Origin of the sequence: Corynebacterium sp. HMSC066C02, assembly GCF_001814945.1 — a bacterium.
GTDB classification, from domain to species: Bacteria; Actinomycetota; Actinomycetes; order Mycobacteriales; family Mycobacteriaceae; genus Corynebacterium; species Corynebacterium aurimucosum.
Map to the genome: position 1 here is coordinate 141,238 of NZ_KV818463.1, position 25,756 is coordinate 166,993.

The 25,756-nt window shown below is 60.2% G+C and carries 22 protein-coding genes; 12 read left to right on the forward strand and 10 right to left on the reverse strand.

Translation table 11 applies throughout. The features are described 5' to 3' along the window. Window positions 1-81: 81 nt before the first annotated feature. Both HMPREF2996_RS08755 and HMPREF2996_RS08760 read left to right on the forward strand, forming a co-directional pair. Window positions 82-2,721: a GNAT family N-acetyltransferase gene (locus HMPREF2996_RS08755; protein WP_070730988.1), complete on the forward strand. Its 2,640-nt coding sequence runs from the start codon at window positions 82-84 to the stop codon at window positions 2,719-2,721. After that, entirely contained in the window at window positions 2,718-3,851 is a 1,134-nt protein-coding gene (locus tag HMPREF2996_RS08760) for an acetoin utilization protein AcuC (protein ID WP_070730991.1), read from the forward strand. The genes HMPREF2996_RS08755 and HMPREF2996_RS08760 overlap by 4 nt, the downstream gene beginning before the upstream one ends. A gap of 41 nt (window positions 3,852-3,892) precedes the next feature. Here HMPREF2996_RS08760 and HMPREF2996_RS08765 read toward each other — a convergent pair whose 3' ends face one another. Continuing rightward, entirely contained in the window at window positions 3,893-4,642 is a 750-nt protein-coding gene (locus HMPREF2996_RS08765) for an SDR family NAD(P)-dependent oxidoreductase (RefSeq protein WP_070730995.1), read from the reverse strand. An 82-nt stretch (window positions 4,643-4,724) separates the two neighbouring features. Continuing rightward, the gene (locus HMPREF2996_RS08770; RefSeq protein ID WP_070717932.1) at window positions 4,725-5,933 is read right to left on the reverse strand and encodes an acyl-CoA dehydrogenase family protein; all 1,209 of its coding nucleotides are present in this window, start codon (window positions 5,931-5,933) and stop codon (window positions 4,725-4,727) included. A gap of 232 nt (window positions 5,934-6,165) precedes the next feature. On the opposite strand from HMPREF2996_RS08770, the gene HMPREF2996_RS08775 reads away from it, so the two are divergent. The 3 genes from HMPREF2996_RS08775 (at window position 6,166) to HMPREF2996_RS08785 (ending at window position 9,259) form a co-directional block, all read left to right on the forward strand. Then, window positions 6,166-6,726 carry a TetR/AcrR family transcriptional regulator gene (locus HMPREF2996_RS08775; protein WP_070730998.1) on the forward strand — a complete coding sequence of 187 codons (561 nt, stop codon included), beginning with the start codon at window positions 6,166-6,168 and terminating at the stop codon, window positions 6,724-6,726. 159 nt (window positions 6,727-6,885) lie between these two features. After that, complete coding sequence (locus HMPREF2996_RS08780) at window positions 6,886-8,616, forward strand: AMP-binding protein (protein WP_070731000.1); 1,731 nt, start codon at window positions 6,886-6,888, stop codon at window positions 8,614-8,616. A 142-nt stretch (window positions 8,617-8,758) separates the two neighbouring features. Then, window positions 8,759-9,259 carry a MarR family winged helix-turn-helix transcriptional regulator gene (locus HMPREF2996_RS08785; protein WP_070731002.1) on the forward strand — a complete coding sequence of 167 codons (501 nt, stop codon included), beginning with the start codon at window positions 8,759-8,761 and terminating at the stop codon, window positions 9,257-9,259. Window positions 9,260-9,270: 11 nt separating this feature from the next. On the opposite strand, the gene HMPREF2996_RS08790 is transcribed toward HMPREF2996_RS08785, so the two are convergent. The 5 genes from HMPREF2996_RS08790 to HMPREF2996_RS08810 all read right to left on the reverse strand — a co-directional run bounded on the left by HMPREF2996_RS08790 (window position 9,271) and on the right by HMPREF2996_RS08810 (window position 15,141). Then, on the reverse strand, window positions 9,271-10,035 hold the full coding sequence (locus tag HMPREF2996_RS08790; protein ID WP_070710696.1) for an enoyl-CoA hydratase: 765 nt from the start codon (window positions 10,033-10,035) through the stop codon (window positions 9,271-9,273). A 66-nt stretch (window positions 10,036-10,101) separates the two neighbouring features. Continuing rightward, window positions 10,102-11,163, reverse strand: coding sequence for an enoyl-CoA hydratase/isomerase family protein (locus tag HMPREF2996_RS08795; RefSeq protein WP_070731006.1), 1,062 nt, complete (start codon window positions 11,161-11,163; stop codon window positions 10,102-10,104). A gap of 40 nt (window positions 11,164-11,203) precedes the next feature. Further along, complete coding sequence (locus tag HMPREF2996_RS08800) at window positions 11,204-12,382, reverse strand: acetyl-CoA C-acyltransferase (protein ID WP_070731008.1); 1,179 nt, start codon at window positions 12,380-12,382, stop codon at window positions 11,204-11,206. Window positions 12,383-12,580: 198 nt separating this feature from the next. Continuing rightward, window positions 12,581-14,146: an aspartate-alanine antiporter-like transporter gene (locus HMPREF2996_RS08805; protein WP_070646189.1), complete on the reverse strand. Its 1,566-nt coding sequence runs from the start codon at window positions 14,144-14,146 to the stop codon at window positions 12,581-12,583. 125 nt (window positions 14,147-14,271) lie between these two features. Then, entirely contained in the window at window positions 14,272-15,141 is an 870-nt protein-coding gene (locus tag HMPREF2996_RS08810) for a patatin-like phospholipase family protein (RefSeq protein WP_070710693.1), read from the reverse strand. Between the two features lie 35 nt (window positions 15,142-15,176). On the opposite strand from HMPREF2996_RS08810, the gene HMPREF2996_RS08815 reads away from it, so the two are divergent. Continuing rightward, window positions 15,177-15,584, forward strand: a complete 408-nt coding sequence (locus tag HMPREF2996_RS08815) for a hypothetical protein (RefSeq protein WP_070710692.1) — start codon at window positions 15,177-15,179, stop codon at window positions 15,582-15,584. Between the two features lie 6 nt (window positions 15,585-15,590). Further along, window positions 15,591-16,136 carry a gamma carbonic anhydrase family protein gene (locus HMPREF2996_RS08820; protein ID WP_070731011.1) on the forward strand — a complete coding sequence of 182 codons (546 nt, stop codon included), beginning with the start codon at window positions 15,591-15,593 and terminating at the stop codon, window positions 16,134-16,136. Window positions 16,137-16,274: 138 nt separating this feature from the next. Here the strand turns inward: HMPREF2996_RS08820 and HMPREF2996_RS08825 are convergent, their stop codons facing one another. Then, a complete protein-coding gene (locus tag HMPREF2996_RS08825) occupies window positions 16,275-16,931 on the reverse strand; it encodes a sulfite exporter TauE/SafE family protein (RefSeq protein ID WP_070731014.1) in 657 nt (218 codons plus the stop codon). Window positions 16,932-17,177: 246 nt separating this feature from the next. Between HMPREF2996_RS08825 and HMPREF2996_RS08830 the strand changes: the two genes are divergently transcribed. Genes HMPREF2996_RS08830 through HMPREF2996_RS08840 form a run of 3 tightly spaced genes read left to right on the forward strand, consistent with a single transcriptional unit; the run spans window position 17,178 to window position 20,706 of the window. Then, the gene (locus tag HMPREF2996_RS08830) at window positions 17,178-18,374 is read left to right on the forward strand and encodes an NAD-dependent epimerase/dehydratase family protein (RefSeq protein WP_070731016.1); all 1,197 of its coding nucleotides are present in this window, start codon (window positions 17,178-17,180) and stop codon (window positions 18,372-18,374) included. Window positions 18,375-18,382: 8 nt separating this feature from the next. After that, window positions 18,383-19,546: a glycosyltransferase family 4 protein gene (locus HMPREF2996_RS08835; RefSeq protein WP_070731020.1), complete on the forward strand. Its 1,164-nt coding sequence runs from the start codon at window positions 18,383-18,385 to the stop codon at window positions 19,544-19,546. Beyond that, window positions 19,546-20,706 carry a DUF6882 domain-containing protein gene (locus HMPREF2996_RS08840; RefSeq protein ID WP_070731023.1) on the forward strand — a complete coding sequence of 387 codons (1,161 nt, stop codon included), beginning with the start codon at window positions 19,546-19,548 and terminating at the stop codon, window positions 20,704-20,706. Before HMPREF2996_RS08835 ends, HMPREF2996_RS08840 begins: the two co-directional genes overlap by 1 nt. A gap of 7 nt (window positions 20,707-20,713) precedes the next feature. Here HMPREF2996_RS08840 and HMPREF2996_RS08845 read toward each other — a convergent pair whose 3' ends face one another. Beyond that, window positions 20,714-21,748 (reverse strand): enoyl-CoA hydratase/isomerase family protein, encoded by a 1,035-nt coding sequence (locus HMPREF2996_RS08845; RefSeq protein ID WP_070731025.1) that lies wholly within the window; start codon window positions 21,746-21,748, stop codon window positions 20,714-20,716. Window positions 21,749-21,845: 97 nt separating this feature from the next. On the opposite strand from HMPREF2996_RS08845, the gene HMPREF2996_RS08850 reads away from it, so the two are divergent. Further along, window positions 21,846-22,643 (forward strand): HAD family hydrolase, encoded by a 798-nt coding sequence (locus HMPREF2996_RS08850; protein WP_256380923.1) that lies wholly within the window; start codon window positions 21,846-21,848, stop codon window positions 22,641-22,643. Window positions 22,644-22,703: 60 nt separating this feature from the next. Here HMPREF2996_RS08850 and HMPREF2996_RS12900 read toward each other — a convergent pair whose 3' ends face one another. Continuing rightward, a complete protein-coding gene (locus HMPREF2996_RS12900; protein WP_210398912.1) occupies window positions 22,704-23,012 on the reverse strand; it encodes a hypothetical protein in 309 nt (102 codons plus the stop codon). Between the two features lie 862 nt (window positions 23,013-23,874). Here HMPREF2996_RS12900 and HMPREF2996_RS12905 point away from each other — a divergent pair. Continuing rightward, entirely contained in the window at window positions 23,875-25,716 is a 1,842-nt protein-coding gene (locus tag HMPREF2996_RS12905) for an acyltransferase family protein (protein WP_210398917.1), read from the forward strand. Window positions 25,717-25,756: the final 40 nt, after the last annotated feature.

Here is a 25,756-nt window from a genome sequence, read left to right on the forward strand (position 1 = left end):
CCATACGCCTCCCCTCGAAGTAGTGGGGTGAATGCCATTCACCTGGCCTGTGCCCGAGAAAGCGCGGGCTAAGGTGATGACATGGACCACACGGAGCAGCCTGCGACCACCACCCCCGACGGGCCCGGACTAACGAGCTGGGAAGCCGATGTCATCCTCAACGATGGCGATATCGCTACCCTGCGTCCCATCACGCCGGGCGACCGCGATGCCATTCGCGCTTTCTATGATCGCGTCTCGGATCAGTCGAAGTATCTGCGCTTCTTCGGCACGCACCCCACGCTGACCGACGATGACCTAGACCGCTGGCTCCACACAGACGGCTATGACAAGGTCACGCTCGTCATGGTGGAGCGCGGCAGTATCGTGGCGGTGGCCGGATACTCCATTGTCGAACAGTTCTTGCCGGCGCGCGTGGGCGATGTCTCCTTCCTAGTCCAGGATTCCCACCACGGCAAAGGCGTAGCCAACATCCTTCTTGAACACCTGGCGGAGATCGGACGCGAAGGAAAAGTGGAGCGCTTTTTCGCAGAGATGCTCACCCAAAACCGCAGGATGGTGCAGGTCTTCGTGCGTGCAGGCTACTCCGCGAAGCCGGAGCTTGAGGATGGATTCATTCGAGTGGATTTCCACATCGCTCCGAATGAGAATTCCCGCGATGTTATGGAACGCCGCGAGCTGCGCGCCGAAGCCAACTCAATTCACCGTTTGCTCACCCCAAGCTCCGTGGCGGTGGTTGGCACGCTCTCCAGCCAGCAACTGGGCAGCGCCGGCTTCACTGGTTCACTGCATCACCTGCACAGCGTCGATGAACTCCATGACCTTGCTGAACCGGTAGACCTCGTTGTCATCGAATTTCAAGGGCGTGGCGGCGCCAATGTCATGGAGGCGGCTGCCGCCGCAGGCGCTAAAGGGGTCATCGTCATCTCTCGCAGCCAGAACCCTAACCTTTCGCGCGAGGAAGCCCGCGACATCGTACTCGCGGCTAGGGACTACGGTCTGCGCGCCCTCGGCCCCGCTGCCTTGGGCCTCATCAACACCGATGACTCGGTTCGCCTCAACGCAAGCCCCGCGCCCATGCCACGGGCCGGCCAAGTAGGGCTCTTTACCCAATCGGCTGGCGTGGCGACACTGGCTCTATCCCATGCGCTGCAACTTGGCTGCGGTTTAAGTAACTTCATCGCCGCTGGTTCCTTCGCCGATGTCACCGGCAATGACGTCATGCAATTCTGGAGCCAAGATGAGAACACGCGCATCTGCCTGCTTTCCCTCGACTCGATTGGTAACCCGCGCAAATTTTTCCGCGTTCTGCGCCGCCTAGCGCTGGACAAGCACGTCGTGGTGTTTCTTCCTTCGCGCGCGCTGAAATCCGCCCGGCACTACGCAGTCGATGGACTGTCTGCGGCCAGTCCGGCCGCACTGGATGAGATCATCCGCTACACCGGAGCTATGGTGGTCACCCGCCGCGATGCCATGCTTGACATCGCCCAGCTCCTCGCGCGCCAACCCGTGCCGCAAGGCCGTCGAATTGCCGTGATGTCGAATTCCTCTGGACTCACCGCGCAGATGGAGCAAGCAGCCTGGCGCTTCGGGCTACGCCCGCGCGCTACCACCGTCGTCGACGATCCCGCTCCCGCCATCACTGAGGAGGCACGGCGGGCTTTGGCGGACCCGAATATTGACGCAGTGCTGTGTGCCGTCGTAGAAGTCGGCGAGTTTATCCTCAAGGATGCTTATTCAAGTTTGTCGCAGCTGGCATCCATGACGACGGATACCCCGCTTATCGCCAGCTTTGTTGGCTTCGACGTCCCCGATTTCCGCACCGCTCCGGGCCCAGAGAAACCCGGCCAGCTGCCGGTGTTTGACACCTATGCCGACGCCATCGAAGCATTAGCGACCATCATCGATAACGAACGCCGACGCGCCCTCGCCCGCCCCAACCCTGCCGATGAATTCGCCACCAGCGAGGGTCTGGCTGAAGCACGCGGGGTCGTTGCGGAGGTGCTTCTGGATTCTCCCACCGGGAGGTGGACAACCGATGAGGAGTGCGCGCGAATTCTGAGCGCCTATGGCATCGACATTGTTCCTTGGAATCCGGTCAGCACCCTTGAGGAGGCCATTGCGGCTGGGCACGAGTATGGATGGAATGTGGTCCTCAAGTGCACCTCGCAGATAGTGCGGGGCCGCTCGGAACTTCCCACTGTCGTGCGCAACATCCATGACGAGGAGTCCATGAAGCGCGCGTGGAGCACCATCACTCAACTCACGCGTGATCTCCACTTAGGCGAGGATCCTGCCATCTTGATACCGGTGGTACAGCGCATGGTCACGGCGGGCGCCTCCCTTACTCTGCGGGCCATCGAAGATCCCGTTGTGGGCCCGATGGTTTCTGCAGGTTTCTCCGGGCTGCCCTCGGATCTGTTGGGGGACGTCGAGTGGCGCGTGCCTCCGCTACGCCGAACGGATGCCCTGGACATGCTCAGCTGCTTGAAGGCCTCTCCCCTGTTGACCGGCTATCGCGGTACCAAGGCCGCCAAGCTACATCGCGTCGAAGAGGTCATGATGCAGCTGGCACAGCTCAAAGACGACATTGCCGCACTCGTTGACATCGAGCTCTCCCCTGTCATCGCCGGGGTGACACAGACTGATGTGGTGGGGGCCCGCATGCGCATCGCCCCGCTGGGTGATGTCCGCGATCCCCTCGCGAGGTCCTTGTCATGAGTCAGTCAAAACCGCTGCTTTTCGCTTCGGAGGAAATGTACCGCTACTCGCTTGGTCCAGAGCATCCGATGGGGCCGGACCGGGTCGCCGCGGCGATGTCTCTGGCTCAGCACTTCGGCGTGCTCGAGGAATTCGATATCGAGTGCCCCGACCCGCTGAACACCTCGCACCTGCAGCTCGTGCATAGCCCCGACTACATCGCCGCCACCCGCGCCGAGGTGCCCACTAAACGTTTCGGTCTGGGCACCGAAGACAACCCGATTAGTCATGGCTTGTCGACGGTCGCCGCGCGCATCGCCGGCGGTACCCTAGCGGCCGCACGGGCTGTGTGGGAAGGTCGCGCACCACGCGCAGTCAACCTATCCGGTGGGCTGCACCATGCTTTTGCCGATTCCATGTCGGGGTTCTGTATGTACAACGATGCCGCGATTGCCATCCGGTGGCTGCTGGCTCACGGTGCCCAGCGCGTGGTCTACCTTGATTTAGACGCTCACCACGGCGACGGCGTGGAGAAGATCTTTTGGGACGATCCCAACGTGCTCACGATTTCAGTGCATGAATCGGGACTCTATCTTTTCCCTGGCACGGGCTATGCCCACGAGGTTGGTGGACAGGGCGCGGAAGGTACCGCCGTCAACGTGGCCCTGCCCCGTGGGGTCACGGATGAGGAATGGCTGCAGGTGGTCCACGCCATCGTTCCGCCACTGCTCAAGAAGTTCCGCCCCGATTTCATCATTTCCCAACACGGCGCGGATCCGCACCGTTCGGATCCCCTCGCTGACCTAGAGCTCACCATCGATGCGATGGCGCGGGCGTACCGTTCGGTGGCGGTGTGGGCGCAGCAGTTTGCGGCTGGACGGTGGGTCGCCCTTGGTGGCGGAGGATACCAAGTCGATGCCGTCGCACGCGCGTGGACGCATGTACTCGCCGCGGCCGCCAATGTGGAGCTCACTGCCTCCTCCCGGATGCCAGGCGGCTGGGAAGGCTCCCCTACTCTGGGCGATGAGGGCTCGGGCGCCACCATCGAGGACTTCGACCCCACCAAGGTCATGGCAGAGAGGCCGCACGCAGCGCTGGTGCAGACCACGCGCGCCATCTTCCCCTACTGGGGTTTACCTGCTTATGGTTAGGCCCCGCGTGGGGCCTTAGCACTGAATACGCGGCATTCGCCTTAACGCGGCGGCATACGCAGCGCACCATCCAAGCGAATCGTCTCGCCATTGATATAGGGGTTGTCAGCAATCGACAGGGCCAGGGCAGCGAATTCCTCCGGCTTAGCAAGCCTGGCGGGGAAAGGCACAGTGGCTTCCAACTGCTCACGGAACTCCGGGGTGATCTGCTCCATCATCGGGGTGGATACCACGCCCGGGGCGATGGCATTGACGCGAATGCCCAGCGAGGCCAAATCTCGAGCCCCGGTAATCGACAGGGCGGCCACCGCACCTTTCGACGCCGCGTAAGCTGCCTGCCCGACTTGTCCTTCAAAGGCTGCGACGGAGGCAGTGTTGATGATAACGCCGCGCTGGCCGTCCCCATCGAATGGTTCTGTCTGCGCCATTGCCTCAGCGGCAGCAGTCATGACGTGGAAGGTACCTATGAGGTTGACGTTGATGGTCTTGGAAAACAGCTCCGGATCATGTGGTCCTTTGCGTCCAAAGATGCGTGCCGAGGGGCAGATTCCCGCGCAGTTCACGGCCACGCGCATGGGTGCTTCCGTTGCTGCACCGAGGACCGCCTCGCGTACCGCGGCGACATCGGTGACGTCGACGGCTATGTAGTTGATGTCGCTGTGCTGTTCCTCTGGGACGGACAAGTCGAGCACAGTGACCGCGGCTCCGTGTTCCGCGAGTGCTGCGGCCGTCGCCGCTCCAAGGCCGGATGCCCCGCCGGTCACGACGGCTGATACTTCGTGTAGGTTCATGGTTTTCTCCTTTTGAGAAGAGCGAGGGGGTGGGTTCCCTGGTGCTGTGAATCTGTGGCGGTGAGTACGAGGACAGAGCTACTTAAACGAAGGCAGATACGCCAGTCACAGCACGGCCGACGATGAGCGAGTTGATGTCGTAGGTGCCCTCATAAGTGAAGAGAATCTCGGCATCATCCATCATCTTCGACAGGTCATACTCTGTGAGGATGCCGTTTCCACCGCCAATGTTGCGGCCCGCTGCGGCGGATTCGCGCGCTAAGCGTGTGGTGGTTGCCTTCGCCAGGGCGGCAAACGGCATTTCCAGCTTGCCCTGTTCCTGGACCTCCGCCAGCTGGGCCATCATGGCAAGCGACGCAGTAGCGTTGCCCAGGATACGGGAGAGCTGCTCCTGGACGAGCTGGAATTTAGCAATGGGCCGGCCGAACTGCTCGCGCTTAACCGCGTACTCGCGGGCCTTGTCGAAAATGCCCAGCTGCAACCCAGCGCCCTGCCAGCCCACCCAAGCACGGGAATAGCACAAGAAGTCGTTGACGTTGGCGAAGGATTCGGCACCAGGGATCAGGTTCTCATGGGGGATAAGAACGTCGTCGAAGTGCAGATCTGCATTCTGCATGATGCGCAAACCCATTTTGCGCGAGATCTTGTTACGCGTCACGCCGTCGCGGTCGAGCTCAACGATGAAGGCTTTAATCTCATTATCCGCCGTATCGCGGGCGAAGGTGATGGCGAAATCAGCAAAAGTACCGGCGCCGATCCAACGCTTCGATCCATTGATAACCCAGCCCTCGGCGGTGCGCTCCGCCGTTGTGGCTAGTCCGCCAGCGATGTCGGATCCGTGGTCCGGCTCGGTCAGCGCGAAGCACCCCACTTTGGTGAACTGGCGCAAGCCTGCCAACCAGGTGTCTTTTTGTTCCGGGGAACCAAGCTTGTCGATGAGTCCGAGAACAAGCTCATTGTGAATACCCACCAACGCCGATAGTGACACATCTGCGCGGGTAACCTCCGCGTACACCAACCCGCGGTAGAGGCGTGAGGTATCCGTGAGCTCGACTTCCCCTAAACCCATCTCCGCCATGCGAGGAAGAAGGTCGAAAGGCAGCTCTTCACGGTCCCAGTATTCCCCCACGACCGGGCGAATCTCCGTCTGCAGAAACTCGTGGATCTCTGCCAGGCGCGCTTGCTCCTCGGGAACTAGGCGGTCAGCGACTGCGAAGATATCAGCGTGAGGGTACTTAATCTTCTCCAAGTGTTTCCCACTGGGATGTTGTGGTCCAAGGATTGGGGGCATAGTTTTCTACCTTTCTAGCTGAGAGTTTGTGGTGGCCACATGGATTTTCTTAAAGCAATGCGGCGATCTGTGGGACGGGAAATCAATGGGAACTACGCATTGAGTGAGTACGATAATACACCGTTTCGTACCGCACACGGCGTGTTCTATGATCGATTGGCACACCGCCATACGTCAAGCCCCACGAGAAATGGGTGCCCGAAGGCCGGAATCAACACAGACGGAGCGACACATGACCAAACCACTCACACCGCGGCAGCGAGAGCTCTTTAACGCCCTTTTGCAGGACTTTCTAGTCGAGGGTTTCGAGTCCTTCACCATCGACGGTGCAACCAAGCGCTACCAATGCTCCAAATCCACCATTTACGCACTAGGGCCATCGAGAGATGCCATCATTCGGCGCGTACTGGTCAGCTTCTTTAAAGAAATTGCACGCCGTACCGCCGTGGGCAAGACACCCACCTACACGCAGGCGCTTGAGAACTACTTTTCCTCCATGACCACCGCCCTAGAACCTGCCAGCCCGGAGTTTATGCGCGATCTCGCCTCCGAACCCGCTGCCCAGGAGGTTTTTAGCCTCAACACGCGCAGGGCTACCGAAACTATCCACGAGCTACTCAAGCAGGGCGTCGCAGCAGGAGAATTCACTGCGGAATACACAGATTTTGTCTCTCACCTGATCCAGCGCTCCATGACCGACATCCAGCAGGGCTTTTACTCGGATACTTTAGCTCCAGCCGAGGCCTATCACACCCTTGGACAGCTCATCCTTCACGGAATTTCATTGCGCTAGCCTGCGACTTCGGTACGCGTTACCCAAAATCTCTAGCAATTACTTCGAACTCGAAGTAAAGTAGTGTGCGACCCACGTCACATAGACGCACGGATTGGGATACGGGCCATAGACATCGCAGCGTCCTTTCCCCCATGAGTACAAGCTAGAGGAGAACCAATGACCACGGTGACCGAACAATTCCAAGCAGCACGCGACCTGCTGGTTTCTTTTCAGACTGACTATGAAGAGGCCCGAAGCAACTTCGAGTGGCCGCGCTTCGAACACTTCAATTTCGCACTCGATTGGTTCGATCACCTTGCCACTGCAGAAGACTCTAAAGACCGCGAGGCACTCGTCATTTGTGAGACCGATGGCAGCAGCACCCGCCGTACCTTCGCTGAAATGTCGGCTCGCTCTGCGCAGTTGGCTAATTGGCTCGAGGGTCAAGGCGTCCAGCGCGGTGATCGCGTCATGCTCATGCTCAACAACCAAGTAGAGCTGTGGGAGTGCATGCTGGCCTGCATCAAAGCAGGCTTCGTCCTTAATCCAGCAACCGCCATGCTCGGTGCAGCGGATTTGCAGGACCGCACCGACCGCGCCAACATTTCCTGGGTTGTGGCTAACGCTGAGGATGCCGAGAAGTTCCAAGACGTCACCGGTGATTTCACCATTATTCAGGTGGGTGATGAACCAAATGCACAGTCGGCACACCCCACCCTGCGCTACTCGGATTCTTTCACCGGCCCAGAGGTCTACACGCCAAAGCAAGACACCAAGGCTGACGAAACTCTCCTGCTCTACTTCACTTCCGGAACCACATCGAAGGCGAAGCTCGTCGAACACACCCATACCTCTTATCCGGTCGGCCACCTGACCACGATGTACTGGATTGGCTTGGCGCCTGGCGATGTCCACCTCAACGTCGCTGCCCCTGGCTGGGCTAAGCATGCATGGTCGAACTTCTTCGCCCCCTGGATCGCCGGGGCCACCATCTTCCTGTACAACTATGCCCGCTTCGATGCCGCAGCCCTCATGGACAAGATGGAAGAAGAAGGAGTAACCAGCTTCTGTGCTCCACCGACCGTCTGGCGCATGCTTGTCCAAGCAGACTTGGGACGTATGAAGACCCCACCGAAGAAGCTAGTCGCTGCGGGTGAGCCACTAAACCCCGAGCTCATCAGCACCATCAGCAAGGCCTGGAACACCGATGTTCGCGATGGTTTCGGACAGACGGAAACTACCCTGCAGATTGCCAACACCCCAGAACAAAAGGTCAAGCCAGGCTCAATGGGTCGCCCACTGCCGGGGTGGGAAGTCGTGCTCAAGGATCCCGCTACGGATGAGATTGGAGATACCGGCGAAATCTGTTTGAAGATTGATCCCCGCCCGGTCGGTCTAACGGTGGGTTACTTCAACGACCCCGACAAGAACGCGGAAGTCTTTCGCGATGGTTACTACCACACGGGCGATACAGCGGAGCGCGATGAAGATGGCTACATCTTCTACATTGGTCGTGCCGATGATGTCTTCAAAGCCTCCGATTACCGCCTGTCCCCCTTCGAGCTCGAGTCCGTCGTCATCGAGCACCCAGCTGTCGCCGAAGTAGCGGTAGTTCCCTCCCCCGACCCCATCCGCCTCGCTGTGCCGAAGGCTTATGTGGCGCTGGCCAACGGTTACGAGCCGAATACCGAAACGGCCGAAGCCATCCTCAAACACTGCCGTGATGGCTTGGCACCCTATAAGCGTATCCGCCGCCTCGAGTTCTACGAGCTACCAAAGACGGTCTCCGGCAAGATTCGCCGCGTCGATCTGCGCAAGCGCGAAACCGAGATTCACTCAGCTGATGGCGGTGAGACCACTGCGTCGACAGAGTTCGCTGATTCCGACTTTCCGTCACTGAAGGGCTAGCCCCACTAATCTTTCGACGATACAGGCCCCAGTTTCCAACTGGGGCCTTTGCTTCTCCTATCCCGGTTCTCAGAACAATGAGGCGGTCATTTATAGTTGTCTCGCGCTCTGAGCGCGCTACAAGGAGGTCTCTTTCCCGCTCATGGACATCATTGCCGAAGCACGCCGCCAGTGGGCCAAGCGCTATTCCACGCACTCCGCGCGTGGCCTGGCCACGGTCTCCTCCTTCGAGCGCGCCGCCCACATTTTAAGAAACGGTGCCGAAGAGGTTCTCACTCCCTTCGGGGTGAGCTATAGCCAGTTTGAAGTCCTCGCCGTGCTTATGTGGTCGCGCGCGGGAAGCATGCCCATGTCGAAGATCAGTTCCCGCCTTCAAGTCCCGCCGGCATCTCTTACCCACACGGTACGCAAACTGGAGAAGGACGGGCTCATCGCGCGGGTGAGCGACCCTAAAGATAAGCGCTCGACCTTGGTGATGGTTACCGACCAAGGAATCGTGTTGGCCTCTGCGGCGGGGCCTGCCCTCGACCGCTATTTCGAGTCCATTGCGCTACCCGCCCGCGAACAGGATCGCGTCATCGCTGCTGCGAACCGCGTTCGCCGCGCCGCCGGTGAGGACGTCGAGGGGCCCGAAGCCCAGTAGAGCGGCGAAGCTTAAGCATGCTTGAAGTCTGGATCACGCTTCTCCACGAAGGCCGTCATTCCTTCCTTCTGGTCGTGAGATGAGAAGAGTGCGTGAAAGGTACGGCGCTCAAACTGGATGCCCTGGGACAGGGAGAGCTCGTCCACGGCATTGACCTGTTCCTTGATCTGGGACGTTGCTACGAAGGACTTCGAGGCAACGAGCTCTGCGGTTTCCAGTGCAGAATCGAGGAGCTCATCGGCGGGGACCACACGGGCCACGAGGCCGGAGCGCTCCGCTTCTTCTGCTGCCATCATGCGGCCGGTCAGGCACATCTCCATGGCCTTTGCCTTCCCAATAGCGCGGGTCAGGCGTTGGGAGCCTCCCATACCCGGGGTAACGCCGAGGTTGACCTCCGGTTGACCGAACTTGGCCTTGTCGCCGGCGATAATGAAGTCACACATCATAGCTAGCTCACAGCCGCCACCTAAGGCATATCCGTTGACCGCGGCGATGATCGGCGTGCGGGCGCGGGTAAGTACGTCCCAGCCTGCAAACCAATCCGCGTTGTACATTTCTGTCGCGGTCTTCGACGACATCTCCTTAATATCCGCGCCCGCAGCAAAGGCTTTATCGGAGCCAGTGATAACGATTGCTCCTACCTCGGCATCGGCATCGAATTTCTGCACCGCTTGGGTGACTTCCAGCATGGTGTCGTTGTTCAGCGCGTTGAGCGCCTCTGGGCGGTTGAGAGTAATGAAGGCGACGCGGCCGCGCTTTTCAGTAAGAATTGCCATGGATCTAGTGTCCTTTCTGTGCTTTCGGATAGTGCTGTAATAACTCGTGATGAGTGGTGAGCGTGTTTAATCTTCGGAGGCATCAAATGCGGGGGCTTCCACGCTGCCTTCGCCGGGTTCGAGGATAGACGCCACCACGTCTGCTGGGACGGCACCGATGGACTCGTACTCCCAGGAAGGGTTGCGGTCCTTATCGATGATCTGCGCGCGTATTCCTTCCACGAATTCCTTGTGCTTTTGCATGTTCACGGACATCCAGAATTCTTGCGTCAAGGTTTCTGCGAAGCTCATCGACGCAGTGCGGTTAAGGGATTCCTCGGTAACGCGGATTCCCAGTGGGGAGTTGAGACTCATCCGCTTGGCGGCCTTCGCGGCCCAGTGCCCGTCACCGCGCGTGGCGGCGAGTTCCTGCAGCCGGGCCAAGGTTTCCTCAGCAGTCTCTGCAGCGTAAACCTCTACCATTTCGGCGCGCTCCTCCCCGAAGCCGCGCCCCACCCCCTCGGTGAATTTCTCGATGTCTGCGGGGTCACCCGACTCCACCAGCCGTTCAACCAACGCGTCGAGCTTGTCCTTGGGCACAAAATAGTCCGCAAAACCGGTGTCGATCGCTTCGGCAGCACCCACGTGGATCGCGGTATATGCCAAGTGGCGGCCAAGACGATCTGCGGCCCGGGAAAGCAGGTAGGAGCCGCCGGCATCGGGCGAATACCCAATTCCTACTTCCGGCATTCCGATGCGGGAATCTTCGCTCACAATACGGTGCGAGGCGTGCGCTGAAACGCCGATTCCGCCGCCCAGCACGATGCCTTCCATGAGGGCCACATAAGGCTTGGAATAGGTGGAGATCAGATAGTTCAGCTCGTACTCCGTCTTCCAGAAATGGGCACCGGCGGTTCCGCCTTCCAGGGCATCGTGATACAAAGCCGCGACGTCACCGCCCGCGCACAGTCCTCGATCCCCAGCACCGCGGAGGATGACGAGCTTGACGCGGTCATCATCCTGCCACTGCCTGAGCACCGCCGTCATCTCGTCGATCATCGTCTGGTTGAGCGCATTAATGGCCTTGGGGCGGTTGAGTGTAAGCACGCCGGCATGTCCACGAATTTCGCTAAGTATTTCGTTCGTCATGGTCTTCTCCTTATCTCTCCTACTAGCTACTGAGCTGGAGTTAGTTCACAGCCTCAAGCAACAGGGCTTCGCCTTGACCGCCGCCCCCGCACAAAGTGACCCCGGCGCGGCGAGCATGGGATTGCGCCAATTGGTGCGCCGCATGCACCACGAGCCGTGCGCCGGAAGCCCCGATGGGGTGGCCTAGGGCGATGGCTCCGCCTTGCGGATTAACATCATCGGGGTTGATCCCTAGGATCTTCGCGGAGTGCACCACCACCGCGGCGAAAGCCTCGTTGATCTCGATGTGGTCGAGGTCGTCCACGCCCCAACCTTCGCGTTCTAAGGCTTTAAGAAGAGCACGAGCAGGCTGTTCCTGCAGCGAAGAATCCGGACCGGCTACTTGTCCGGGCGCCCGAAGGACTGCCATGACGGGCAGTCCTTCCCTCTCCGCATGCTCGCGGGTGGTGAGGACGACGGAGGCTGCTCCATCCGTGATAGGTGAGGAATTTCCGGCCGTAATGCTTCCCGTGCTCTCGAAGGCCGGACGCAGTGCAGTCAAAGTTTTTTCCGTGACTCCTTCCCGGATGCCTTCATCGTGCGAGACGGTGACCTCATCGCGCCGGCGGTTCACCGTGATGGGAGCGATTTCCTTGTCGAAGGTTCCCTCCTCGCTCGCCTGAAGCGCGCGCTGGTGGGACAGTGCCGCACAGCGATCTTGTTCCTGACGGGTGGCCGGATAGCGTTCGGCATATTTCTCCGACAGCGAGCCCATGGAAATTCCGAGGTCAGCTGCGCGCAGGCCATCGTGCTCCATGTGATCGAGAAGTTCAACAGGACCAAATTTCTTCCCCCTGCGTGATTGCGGAAGCAGGTGGGGAGCCTGTGACATCGACTCCATTCCCCCAGCCACCACGACAGTAGCCTCACCGGAGCGCAGGAGCCGAGAGGCGTCGATAATCGCGGTCAGACCTGACAGACAAACCTTGTTGACCGTGGCGGTATGTGCCCTCGCAGATATCCCTGCCCCCAGCGCCGCCTGTTTTGTAGGATTCTGCCCCACACCCGCCTGCAAGACCTGTCCACAGATGACGGCATCAACATCATCCGGCTTAATCCGTGCTTGTGTGAGTGCGGCGGCGATGGCGTGAGAACCGAGCTCCGTCGCTGTCACGGTGGAAAGGGAACCAAGTAATTTGCCGAAGGGCGTTCGGGCGGCACCCACAATGACGATGTCCATATATCGCTCTCCAAACTGTACGAAGTTAACTCAAATCGTACCGCTGGATTGTGTGCTGCGCCACCCTTTTGAGGCAATCTATGCTCGCATGATTCTGGAGCAGCGCCATACGAAACAGTTTGAAGAGCAATTAAGGCTCACTAGAACCAGCCACATGAGAGAGCCGTCGAGGCTCTACCCAGCTGCATTCCTGAAAGATTAGAACGTGAGCATCAACGGAATGACCACGATCTTGACTATCTGCGCCACCACAATGGTGGCCGCGTAGCCGGTCATGATGCGGGAATCCGTGCTCATACCCGTGGCGTAGTTGACCACGGCAGGCTGACCGAAGATGCCGGAGATACCGCCGGCGGTGCGGGTCTCCGACTGGCCGAGGAACCTATTGACAACAGCGAAGATGGCGACGGCAACCACGGTAATGATGGCGGCCAGAACCATGGACTTCAACCCCATCCAGGAGAAGGCCGTGGACTGGAAAGCCTCACTCGAAGCGAGGCCCACCGACGCCAAGAAGATGACTAGACCCCACTGTTGAAGAGCCATATTGATAGAGGCCGGGACCTTCCACGGCACACGACGCGTGCGGTGGAGAGCGCCAAGAACAAGGCCGGTAATCAGCGGCCCCAGCGCGAAGCCCAGCTCAAAGGACGTGCCACCCGGCAATGGCACCACGATGAGCGCAATGAGGTAGCCCAAGAACAGGCCACCTCCCACGGCGATCCAGTTCAGCTGCGAGTAGCCCTGAACCGAGTCACCGAAGTAATCGCGAATATCGCCCATACGGTCCTGATCCACGATCACCGTCACGCGGTCACCGGCATCAAGGTGCGTATCGAAGCTGGCGAGGAACTCCTCATCGCCGCGCTCCACGTGGACGATGCGGCCACCATAGCGCCGGAAAAGATTGAGCTCCTCCACGGTTCGTCCCGCAATATCGGTGTTCGAGACCACCACGTTTTCAATGACCAAGCGCTTGTCCACGAAGGGTACTTGGGGCTGACGTTTACCCAAGGCGGCGGTAAGCTCGCGCCTCTTCGCCTTCGTCACGAGCACGCGCAGGATATCGCCTTTGCGAATCTCTGGATGGTCCCCCGCCACAGTGCGGGTATTGCCGCGGCGAATCGTGGCGATGACAAATTGATCCTCGAAGCGGTCCACGAGCTCCTCATAGGTGATGTCCTTGGTCACCCGAATGGTGCGGGAGCGGAAAACCTCCTCCGCAGAATTGTCTTTGTCTTTAGAACCCGGCCAGGACTGCTTGAGCAGGAATGCCACGAGCAGAATGGCAACGGCTACGCCCACCGGGTAGCCCAAGGAATAGCCCACGGCGGGCAGCTCCTCGCCGGTCTGTTGTTGGGCAACAGCAAGCGACGCCGTCGAGGTCGTCGCACCGGAGAATACGCCCACGGAGAGCAAGGGTGACAGGCCCAACCATCCGCCCGCGAGAAGCGCTACGGCAGCAGCCCCCACCACCGCGATGGCAGCAGTGATCATGTGTTTCAGCTGCTCAGAGAACCCCTTGAAGAAGCGTTCGCCGGCAGACAAGCCCTGCATATAGATAAAGAGGCCAAGCCCCATCTCTTGCAGGCTGCTTAAAATCGTTCCGTCGAGTTCGATAAAGGCGCCGATGGCCAGTCCCACAAACAAGGTGCCGGCTGCGCCGAAGCGCAACGGGCCGAAGGGGATCATGCCGAACAACGTGCCGAGCAAGGCAACAAAGAATATGCTCAGCCAAATATTTCCATCAAATAGAGCCAACACGAAAGGCCATTGTAGGAAAGCGAGAGCAAAAGACCACGTTCAAAGACGCTTTTCTGTGCTAAGGGTGCTCCGTCTCACGTCTGAAGCAGAAAGGAGATCTAAAAATGGCGCCTCAGCTTGGCCAGTTAGCTGCCGAGGAATTCCTTCCACGCCGGCCACTCCGCATAGGTCTGAGCGCGCCCGGCTTCATAGTTCGCACGCAGCTTAGTCACCGAGCGCTCGGTCGAAGCCACCTGCATATCCTCCGGAAAGAAAAGCTGAGCGCGCCCCTTTTTCTCCAGTTCCAGGAGTAGCTCCTTGGAGGCGTTATAGCGTGGTGGGCGCGCAATCATCGCCTCCGCCACAGCCGGGTACTTCCGGAAGACCCGACGCAGCGCCGCCGGCCGCCCCACTTCCGGGCGCACGTACCCACGCGGTTTCGAACCGAGGAAAAGAAACTTCTCGAACCCGGCCTTCTCCGCTTGCTCGATGAGGATGCCACCGGACTCGCCCATCGCACCGTCGACATAAGGCACGCCATCGATGACGCGCATCGGCATGATCAGCGGCAACGTTGAAGAGGCGCGAACACGCACCATCAGGTCGTCTTGGGTCTTTATGTCTTCGCGCCCCCAGTACACGCTCTCCCCGGTATCGGCACGGGCGGCGGATATGCACATCTGTGCCGGGTTGGCCTCGAAGGCTTCCCAGTCAAAAGGCATGTCCTGGTCCGCGGCTTTCTCGTAGATGAACTCCGCGTTGAAGTAGCCGCTACCGCGCAGCAGCGAACCTAGGCCACCGAAGCTGGGGTTCTTGGCAAAGTCTACGAAGGATTCCTCCGAGCGACTCACATCGCGGGAGAGGAAATTCACGGTGTGCGAGGAACCCGCGGAAACGCCTCCAACCCAGCCGAATTCCACCTCCTCCTGCAGAAGCTTGACGATGCACGCGGCGGTATAGGAATTGCGCATGCCGCCGCCTTCAATGACAAGTGCTGTATCTTTCGCGTCAATCACAGTGCTCGATGGTACCCCCGCGCTAGGATCGCGCCATGGGTTTGTTTTCTGCGGTTAAGGATGTCATCGACAAACTCGGCGGCTCCAGCACTGTCCGTTTGGCTTCCCCGGATCCCCACGCCGTCGAGGTCTCTTTAGATCACCTGTCCGTGCACACGGCGAGCGGTCTCATCATCCTGGCTACCTCCCCTGCCGGTGCGCAGGTGCTCAGTGAGGTGGCCCATTCCGGCGAGCCCGCACAGTTACGCGGACCGCAATCCACGGTGCACCTCTCCCCCACGGCGAAGACACAGCGCCCTGTCCACGATCCCAAGCGGGGCTGGGCCATCCCGTTGTCGTCTGCGGAAAGAGAGGCGCTGTCCCGGATCAGCGCCGAGCCCGGCGATTATGAAATTTCCGAGTCCCTCGCCGTATCGATCGAAACCACCCCTGAAGAAAGCTAGTCCGCCATGCTCATCCTCCCCTTCCAAGGCCGCACTCCCCGCATCCACCGCAGCGCCTGGATTGCCCCGAATGCCACCATCATCGGTGACGTCACCATCGGGCCAAATTCTTCTGTGTTCTATGGCAGCGTGCTGCGCGGGGACGTCGGTTCCATCCGCCTTGGGGCACGCGTCAACATCCAGGACAACTGCGTCATCCACGTTGAAGCAACTAAACCTTGTGTGCTGGAGGATGACGTCACCGTGGGACACATGGCCATGCTCCATGGCACGCACGTGGGCGCAGGCACGCTGATTGGGATGAAGTCTTCTTTACTCTCCGGCTCCACCGTGGGCCCAGGTTCTCTCATCGCCGCCGGCGCGGTGGTGCTCGAAAACCAGGACATTCCTGCCGGCGCCTTGGCCGCAGGGGTGCCCGCCAAGGTGCGCCGCGAGTTGAGCCCTGAGGAATCCGCCGCCTTCATCCCGCACGCCGCGCGCTACGTCGAGATTGCTCAGAAGCAGGCGCTGCTTGGCGAAGCCCTCCCTCTCGACGAAGTCCTCTACGACTAGCGCCACGACTCTTTCACACTGCCGTTGTTGCCAAAACTCTTGAACTCGCCGCGGGATCTGACCAGATCTTTGGCAACTAGGGCAGTTTCGCCTCCGCGTCGCTCAGACAACAGTCGCATCACTTAAAAGGTGAGCTCCCTAAAGCAAAGCGAAGATACCCATGACAACCAAGAAGGCAGCCACGCCGTAGCCACTCCACAGCGCAACTGTGGCGGAGTTCTCCCGCGCCCACGCGAAGGCGCGACCGGCCCAGGAATGTGGTTTCGCCCGAACCACAGCGATGAAAAGCCCGCACACCGTGGGCAGTGAGAGCGCGAAAGTGGCATAGAAGAAAAGGCCGCCGTATTTAACGGTGTTGCTAAAGTCCCCTGCCGCAAGGTGCATCAGCCCATAGAAGAAAGGCACGGAGGTCAAGGACTGGATAACACCCATGGCATAGCCCACCGCGACAGTCTTGGCCGAAGGCGCGCGCAGCGGGCCGAGGAGTTTCTGCACCATGTCATTAGGTTCGCCCTTGGAGCGCCAGGCCAGAAGGCCCAGTCCCAGGCCGATGACCACCAGTCCCCAGCCAAGCAGCGGTGATTCGAGTGCGGCAGCCACCTTGTCCTGAATACCGACGAACACAAACATCACCACGGCGGCTGCGGTGAGCACACCGAACCAATCACCGACGATGACTAGGGCCGCGATCTTGCGGTAGCTGCCCCGCGGAAGCATGATGCCGATAGCTACCAGGATTCCGATCAGTAGAGCATTGACGGAATCGGCAAAGGCATTGAGCACGGCTTCGAGCATGCGGGCCAGTGTACAGGGCGTCGTGTCGGAGCTAATACGGACTCCGAGCCTTCAGCTCCTGCACCGAGCCTCACCCTAGCGGTACAGCCTGAGGAAACATTCACTCACTGTTTACCGTTAAGGGCCCTCATGCGAGGGCTGTCAACGGTAAGGTATTGAAAAGTACTTGCCGCCGCGACGGGTTTCTCCCCCATCGTCGGCGGCGCCCTAACTCATGCCCCCGACAGTGATGTGGAGAGATAACAAATGAAGGTAGCGATTCTCGGCGGAGACGGCTTCTGCGGTTGGCCCGCTTCCCTCTATCTCTCCGACCAAGGCCACGATGTCATCATCGTGGATAACCTCTCCCGGCGCGCCATCGATGAGGAGTTGGGCGCGGAATCCTTAACACCCATCGCCTCCATTGAGGAGCGCCTGGCTGCGTGGACCGAGGTCTCCGGCAAGACCATCGGCTTCCGCAACCTCGACGTGGCCCAGGACTACGACGGCTTGTTGGATTTCCTGAATACCGAGCGCCCAGATGCTGTGGTGCACTTTGCTGAGCAACGTGCCGCCCCCTATTCCATGAAGAACTCGCGCACCAAGCGCTACACGGTGGATAACAACATCAACGCCACCCACAACTTGCTCGCCGCCATTGTCGAGTCTGAGCAAGATATCCACGTCGCCCACTTGGGCACCATGGGTGTCTACGGTTACGGCACCGCCGGCATGAAGATCCCGGAGGGCTACCTGGATGTACAGGTGGATGCGGGGGAGAATGGCGTCGTCAAGCAGCAAATCCTCTACCCCTCCAATCCGGGCTCGGTCTACCACATGACGAAGGTGCTGGACCAGCACCTGTTTGCCTACTACGCCAAAAATGATGAGCTGCGCATCACCGACCTACACCAGGGCATCATCTGGGGCACGCACACTGAGCAGACCCAGAAGGATGAGCGCCTGATCAACCGCTTTGATTATGACGGTGACTACGGAACGGTGCTCAACCGCTTCCTCATTCAGGCCGGTATTGGTTATCCGCTGACCGTGCACGGCACCGGCGGACAAACCCGCGCTTTTATCCACATCCGTGACATGGTGCGCTGCATCGAGCTAGCGCTGCAGAACCCGCCGGCACGCGGTGAGCGCGTGAAGATCATCAACCAGATGACCGAAACCCACCGCGTGCGTGACCTGGCAGAGTTGCTGGCGAAGATTTCTGGTGCGGAAGTGGCTTATGTGCCGAACCCGCGCAAGGAATCCGCGGAGAATGAACTCCACGTCACCAACGACACTTTCCTCGAACTAGGGCTGGAGCCGACCACCTTGTCGGAGGGGTTGCTCCATGAGGTCGAGGAGGTTGCGCGTAAGTACGCCGACCGCGCGGACCGCTCCAAGATTCCGGCGCAGTCACTATGGACACGCCAGCAGCACGCCGGCGTTCCTTCCACAGAGGCTTAAGTCCCACCGTGCGCATCGCAATCGTTACTGAGGTCTTCCTGCCCAAGATCGACGGCGTGGTCACGCGCCTGACGCGCACGCTGGACCAGTTAGCCGCGATGGGCCACGAGGTCCGGATTTTTGCCACGGGCAAGGCTCCTGACTCCTATGCCGGCTTCGAGGTCACCCGCATCCCCAGTCTGTCGCTGTGGGTCTACCCGGAGATCAAGTTTGGCCTGCCTTCGTGGAAATTCTTCAAGGAGATCCGAGATTTCGATCCCGATGTCATCCACGCGGTCAACCCCATTTGGACTGCAGCCCTCGGCGTCTTCGCCGCGCAGCGCGATGCCGTGCCGCTGGTGGCGAGCTTCCACACCAACGTGCCTGAATACGTCGATGCGCTGGGCATCGGATGGACCCGCCCGCTGACTGAGGCCGCTCTGAAGTACCTGCACAACCAGGCGGCGGTGAACCTGTGCACCTCTGGCCCCATGGTGGATAAGGCTCGGACGATGGGGATCCGCAACGTGCAGTTGTGGCCCAAGGCGGTGGATACGCAGACCTATCACCCTGACCGCGCCACAGCACAGATGCGCGAGCGCCTCACCGGTGGTAACCCGGATACCCCGCTGGTGACCTATATCGGCCGAGTGTCCAAAGAGAAGGACTTGGAGCGCCTCGACCACGTGATGCAGTTAGTGCGGGCACAGCTTAGCGACGCCCGCCTGGCCATCATTGGCGATGGTCCCGCTTTGGAGGAGCTCAAGGCTAGCTTCGATCCTGCACACACAGTGTTCACCGGCTACCTGTCTGGCGAGGAGCTCGCCGCTGCATTCGCCGTGGGGGATGTCTTCCTCTTCCCCTCCGCCACGGAGACCCTGGGGCTGGTAGCACTCGAGTCCTTCGCCTCGGGCGTGCCGGTCGTCGGCACGAATGCCGGTGGTATCCCCTTCGTCATTGAGGAAGGCGTGACCGGTCACCTCATCGCGCCGGACGCCGATGAGGAGGCGTGGGCGCGCGCCACGGTCGGACTCCTCGAAGACCCTGCCCGCCGGGAAACGATGGGTGCCGCCGCGCGCCGCGAGGCTGAAAAGTATTCCTGGGTAGAATCCACCCAAGCCCTCCTCCACGCCTACGAGGAGGCTATCGAACACCCCTTCCGCAGGGAAGAAAACAAAGTCAAGGAGCACTAATGGATTCCGCCCAGAACCTGTACTCCGCAGGCGCTTTTATCCAAGCCGGCATCGACGCCACGTTTACGTCCCGATTGGGCGACGTGCGCGACGTCGAAGTGAACTTCACGCCCGCTGCCCCCGCCCCCGAAGCCCGACAAGCAGCGCAGCCAGACCAAGACCAGCGCGCGGTGGTGCGCTTTAGTACTGATTCAGGGAGCTATGACTTCGATGGACTGCGTCTAGCCACCATCCAGGATGGACAACTGCACTGGGCCACGGGTTTGACGGAACAAGCGCCCCAACCTCAGTTCCACGGACCACAGCCCGATTCCACCCTGCTTCGCGGCTTAGCGCGGCGGTTGGTGGGTGACCGGCCCGTTCTCCGCGTCCCACAGGGTGAGGGCGAAGCACTCGTCGCCGTCGATTTCACGGAGCTCCACCCAGATCCCCGTGTCAGCATCCTGGCCGGGCTCGAACGCTCGGGGGATGTCGAAGGGGGCGTCGACGAGCGCCTTGCTACCTCTGAGCTCGCCTCCTATCTAGGCGTGGCACCGGTGGCAGCAGAAGGCCTCGCGCGCTTCCACGGCACTCGGATCGCGGCCCTTCCCCACCCCTCAGGCCAGGCCGGGCTTAGCGCACGCGATGTATTGGCTGACGCCCACTTTCTTGCCACCGAGCATAATTTCTTCTTGGAGGCCCGCTTCCCCAACCTGTCTGCGGACCTCGCCCCTGGCACGTCTCGCACCGTGGTCAACTCTGATTATGGTTCGCTCACGGTTCCCGCCCACCTCATTGCTACTCTCGACGCATCCACGGACACGTTCACCTGGGCATGGGCGGACGAGCTATCTAGTTCCATGTCCGCCCAAGCAGCGGCGAACCTGCGCCGCTTCGGCTATGACAATGCTCTCCCCGAGCTGATTCGCGCCCGTGTGTCGATCCCCGAAGCGCGCTCGGTGCGCCTGCCGCAGTTAGCCATGCCGGTCTTGGGACTGTGGACCCTATTGCCTGTGCAGCTGCCCGATGGTCGCCAGGGGCTGGCGCTGACCGATGCCCCTGCCTTCCATCTGCCCGCACCGACCCCGGCCGCCACGCAGGCCACCCTTAACGTTGCCGTGCCTGAAGGAGTGGATGAACACCGGGCGCGCGCCGCCTATCAGCAGGCACGTGGCCTATAAGTCCTAACTAGGAGTTCAACACTGCGCGGAATTCTTCGGCGTCAACCTCCTCGGTGGTCGCTGGGTTAAACGCAGCATCCTGGGTCTTGTCCACCAGCACCGCGCGCACGCCTTCGGAAAAATCGGGGCGGCGGTACATGTGCATGCCCAGCTTGAGCTCCAGTAGGAGGGCCTCGCGGATATCGTCGACAGCAGCCTCCGCCTCATAAAGCTCATTGGCCGCAACGATGGCGGCTGGACAGGCGGCGGCCATGAGGCGGCGTACTTCGCCGGCAATGGTTGGGCGCTTGTCGAGCTCCGCGGAAATCTCTTCCCACGTCGGCAGCGCGAAGGTCTCCTCCAAGTCTTTGGCTACCTGCTCCAACGGCGCCGGCTGTTGTGGTGCCGGCAAAGCTAGATCCTCCAGTGCGGCGTCGATGCCCCGCTCGATAGCTGCCTCAATCAACTCAGCGGCATCCTTAACCACGTGGGTTGCGACACCCGTCCACAGCATGTCCGCGGCATACATGCGGTAGCCGCTGAGCCCCCAGAATTTTGCCAAGCCCGGCGAAGCTACTCCGCGTGTGCCCACCATGCGCTGCGCTGCATAGGCCACTCCCACGTCCGTGACGTAGCCGATATTCATCTCCGGCATCGACGCGAAGGCCTTCTCAGTTACCACGCGGTGCGAACCATGCATGGAGATACCCAATCCACCACCCATCACAACCCCGTCGATGACGGCAATATAGGGCTTCGGGAACTCGGCGATATCACCGTTGGTGAGGTACTCGCTGGCGAAGAAGGCATCGACTTCCTCCAATTTTCCTTCCGCGATTCCCTCACGGGCGTGGCGCACATCGCCACCGGCGCAAAAAGCTTTGGGGCTGTTGGAATGAATCAGGACTTGCTCAATCTCGTCATCCTGCGCCCACGCTTCGAGGGAGCGGCGGATGATGTCAATCATCTCCGGGTTCAAAGAATTCAGAGCCTTCGGGCGATTGAGTGCAAGGACTCCGGTACGGTTGCGGACAGAAACGAGTACTGGATCAGTCATAGTCATGCGCACCAGTGTTCCATATCACAAATGTTTCAGCCACCTATTTTTGGCGCTACCTTGGACATGGTTTCTGCTTTTAGCCCAACCCATTTAGATTGGTGTGACTTTCTTGCTCCCACAACTTGTTGCTCTTGACATGGACGGCACGCTCCTCGATGCCCACGGCCAACTACCAGCGGACTTCGCGGAGCTGCAGGAGCTTGCCGCGCACCGTGGATGCGAGCTAGTTCCGGCCTCAGGGCGCCAACTGGCAACACTCAAGCAGATGTTCCCGCAAGGCGAAACCTTCATCGCTGAAAATGGCTCAGTAGTCATGCGTGGTGGCGACATCATTGCGACATTCCCGCTCCCAGAAGCGACCGTGCACTCAGCACGCGAGGCCTCAGCAGCCATGGATGTGGAGCACACCGTGGTGCTGTGCTCACCTGAAACCGCCTATGTCGGGCGGGATGCATCCGATGCAGCCCGCGCAGAGATCTCCAAGTACTACAAGGCGGTCACGTGGGTCGATGACCTAGACGCCGTCCCCGATAGCAACATCATCAAGATCGCCATCTTCTGCGAATCCGGTTCAGAGGCACACATCTACAAACCCATTGTCCGCGCTGTCCCGGAAGACAACGTGGCGGTATCAGGCAAAGTCTGGCTCGATGTCATGGCTCGCGGCGTCGATAAAGGTGCAGCCTTAGTCAAGCTCGCTGAACTCGCCAACGTACCCATCACCGCCACCGTGGCCTTCGGTGACTACCTCAATGATCTCGAAATGCTGCGCGCTGCCGGGACAGCCGTCGCGATGGAGAACGCACATCCGCAGCTGAAAGACCTAGCGGACATCATTGCCCCTCCCAATACTGACAACGGCGTCAGCACCGTGCTTCGCCAGCTTTTGCGCACCTAACACGCTCCCCTGACTCCTTGACCGACTAGTCGCACGCACAGAGTAGGATTACTCGGGTTACTAAGCCTCAGTATCCGAACCACGGTGTCTACCTGCGGAGTGTGAAGTGAAGAAGTTTTTGCGGTCGATGGTGTCACGCTTGGCAAAAGGCGAATCATCCACATCGAGTTCCACTCCGGACTCCCCTTCCGCTTCACAGAAACCTTCTTCAACGTCGACTACTGCATCTAAAGTCTCAGCCGCGTCTACTAAGTCCACTACGGCTGTCAAGCCCTCATCGGCTTCTCCATCCACCGCACCTGTTGACACCACGAAGGCTGGAAAGTCGACCACTCCCGCCAAGCCCACCACCTCGGATAAAAGCGCCACGCCCAGAACTCAGCGGCCCAGCACTCAGCGCCCAGCCGCGCGGCCTGGCCGCGTGCGCCCACGGCCAGCGGAAGACTTCACCTTGGACTTGTCGCCGAGCGCCCTTCCCAAAGCTGCGGCGGTGAAGAAGGCCAAACTCGTCAAAGCCCGCGAGGAGGCTGACGTAGCCTCGACTGGCCGCCGCGGCCCACGACGCACCGTCCCTCGCCGCCCGATCACGCAGAGCTCTGCCCCGCAGAAAACAGGTTCTGAGCAGCAGAACAAGACTTCTGTTCCGGGAAACAAGGTCTCGGAGACCAGCCGTGCCAGCAAGACTCCGGCCGCCACACCAGGATCCCAGCCCGCTGCGGCAAAGTCCCCTACAGCTGCCACAACACAGAAGCCTGCCTCGACTCCGGCACCGGCTGCACACAAAGAAAAGACTCCCAAGCCTACTAAGAATCCTGCACAGGGCGAAGAGCGCCAAAAAGCCCAGCGCACTGAGGCCATCAAGGCCGAGGCACCTGAACAGGCCAAAGAACCGGGAAAGGGAAAGGAAAAAAAGAAAAAAGAAACCGCCGGGCCCGAGAATGAGATTTCGCGGGCTCTGGCTCGTCGCTCACAGTCCGTCGGGGTGCTGAGCACAAAACAAGAAAAGCGCCGTTCAGCAAAGCGGCCAGTAGCGAAAGAATCCACTGCTGCTGCCGCGGCTCCGGCAACTGCAACCGCGGCAGCGGTAGGCGCCGCAACGGCAAGCGCGACGTCCGCCACTGCGGCTACGGCCCCCGCCACGGCTCCTGCCGCTGCCAGTGCATCCGCCCGCAGCACAGCCGCCCCGTCTACAACTGCACCTGCAACCAAACCACGCCGTCGACGCGCCCGGCTGCGTCAAGTACCGGGCTTGGATGGTCTGCGTGGTCTCGCGGTGCTCGCCGTAGTGATCTATCACTTCTTCGGGGATATCCTCCCCGGCGGTTACCTCGGCGTGGACATGTTCTTTGTCCTTTCCGGCTTCCTCATTACCTCGCTGCTGGTCCGTGAATTCAACGCGACTGGGCGCATCAGCCTCAAGGATTTTTGGCTCCGCCGTTTCCGGCGCATTCTCCCCGCCGCCCTCGTGGTCCTCTCGATATGTACTGCGATTGTGGCCCTCATCGGTGGCGACCTAGCAGTAGGCATCCGCCAGCAATTCTTGGGCACCTTCTTCTTTGTCAACAACTGGACCCAAATCGCCACCAGCCAAACCTACTTTGCGCCAAATGAAGTGCAGGTTTTCGCACACTATTGGTCCTTGGCCGTCGAGGAACAGTTCTATCTTATTTGGCCCCTGCTGATGTTTGGCATCTTTGCCATTTCCCGCCGCAAGCCCAAGCGTCTGCCCATCGCGGTATCGCTGATCCTCACGATTGCTTCGGCCGTCGCGATGGCGCTCATCTTCACCCCGGGCGAGGATCCCACCCGTGTGTACTACGGAACCGATACCCATGCCTTCGGTCTCCTCATTGGCGCAATGTTGTCCCTGCTTTTGACCTCCACCGACAAGGACGTCGACGCCGACTCTTGGCCGGCAGCAAACAAAGGCATTCTTGCCGGTGCCGTTGGAACTCTCGCACTAGTTGCTTACCTTGCCCAACTGGTATGGATGGGCGCGGACCGCGAATTCACCTACCGCGGTGGTTTGGTCCTCACCAGTGTGCTCGGCGCGGCGATGATTTGGGGAGTGGTGCGGGAAACCGGCCCCCTCACCTGGATTTTCCGCACTCGCGTGATGCGCTGGCTGGGACAGCGTTCCTTCTCTTTGTACCTCTGGCACTGGCCGGTGGTCATGATTGTCCACGCGCTGTCCGATGCCCCTTCGTGGCTCCTGGGTCTCCTTTGCCTTCCGCTGAGCTGCTTGCTGGCAGAGGTGACCTACCAGTTTGTAGAAAACCCCTTCCGCCGCGCCGGATTCCGCCCCACGTGGCATGCCTATTGGTCGGCACGCCCCAGCATGGAGGAGATTAAGGATGGCTTTGGCAAGGCACTGTGGCCTGCAGTCCCCGTCATCGTCGTGCTATCTCTGCTCGGTGTGGGCTATGCCCTGGTGACCTCGGAGGATAAGAGCGAACTAGAGCGCGAGCTCGAGCGCATGGCGCAGTCCAACGAGCAGGCTGCTAGCTCCGCTCCGGCACAGCCCTCGGAAACTGCAAAGCCGAAGGAGAAGCGCGCGATACCCACTGGCAACGAAATCAGTGCGATCGGTGACTCTGTCATGCTTGCTGCTTCCGAGGCACTTAGTGAGCGTTTCCCCGGCGTTAGCATCGACGCTGCTATCTCCCGCCACTATTCGGCAGCCCTGCCCGTGGTTCAGGGGCTGAAGGATTCCGGGCAGTTGCGCTCCACCGTATTTATGGGCTTGGGCACCAACGGAGCTACGTTTGAGGGCCAAATGGACGAGCTCATCGACATCGTTGGCTCCGAGCGCACACTGGTCCTCGTGTTGCCTTACGGTGAGCGCGATTGGATGGGGCCGGCGCGCGCCGAAATCATCGAGGCCGCAACGACGCACGACAACGTCTATATCGCAGACTGGTGCGGAGTAGCGCAGGAGAATCCTGCCATGCTTTACGACGACGGTGTCCACCCGCTACCCGAAGGCGCGCACCTGTACGCGGATGCTCTGTACGCTGCCCTCGAGCAGTACGCAGACGAGGAGAAGAACCTCACTACAGTGTGCTCCAGCTAAGCGACAAAGACCTAAGAATCACGAAAAGCCGCCCAGCTTC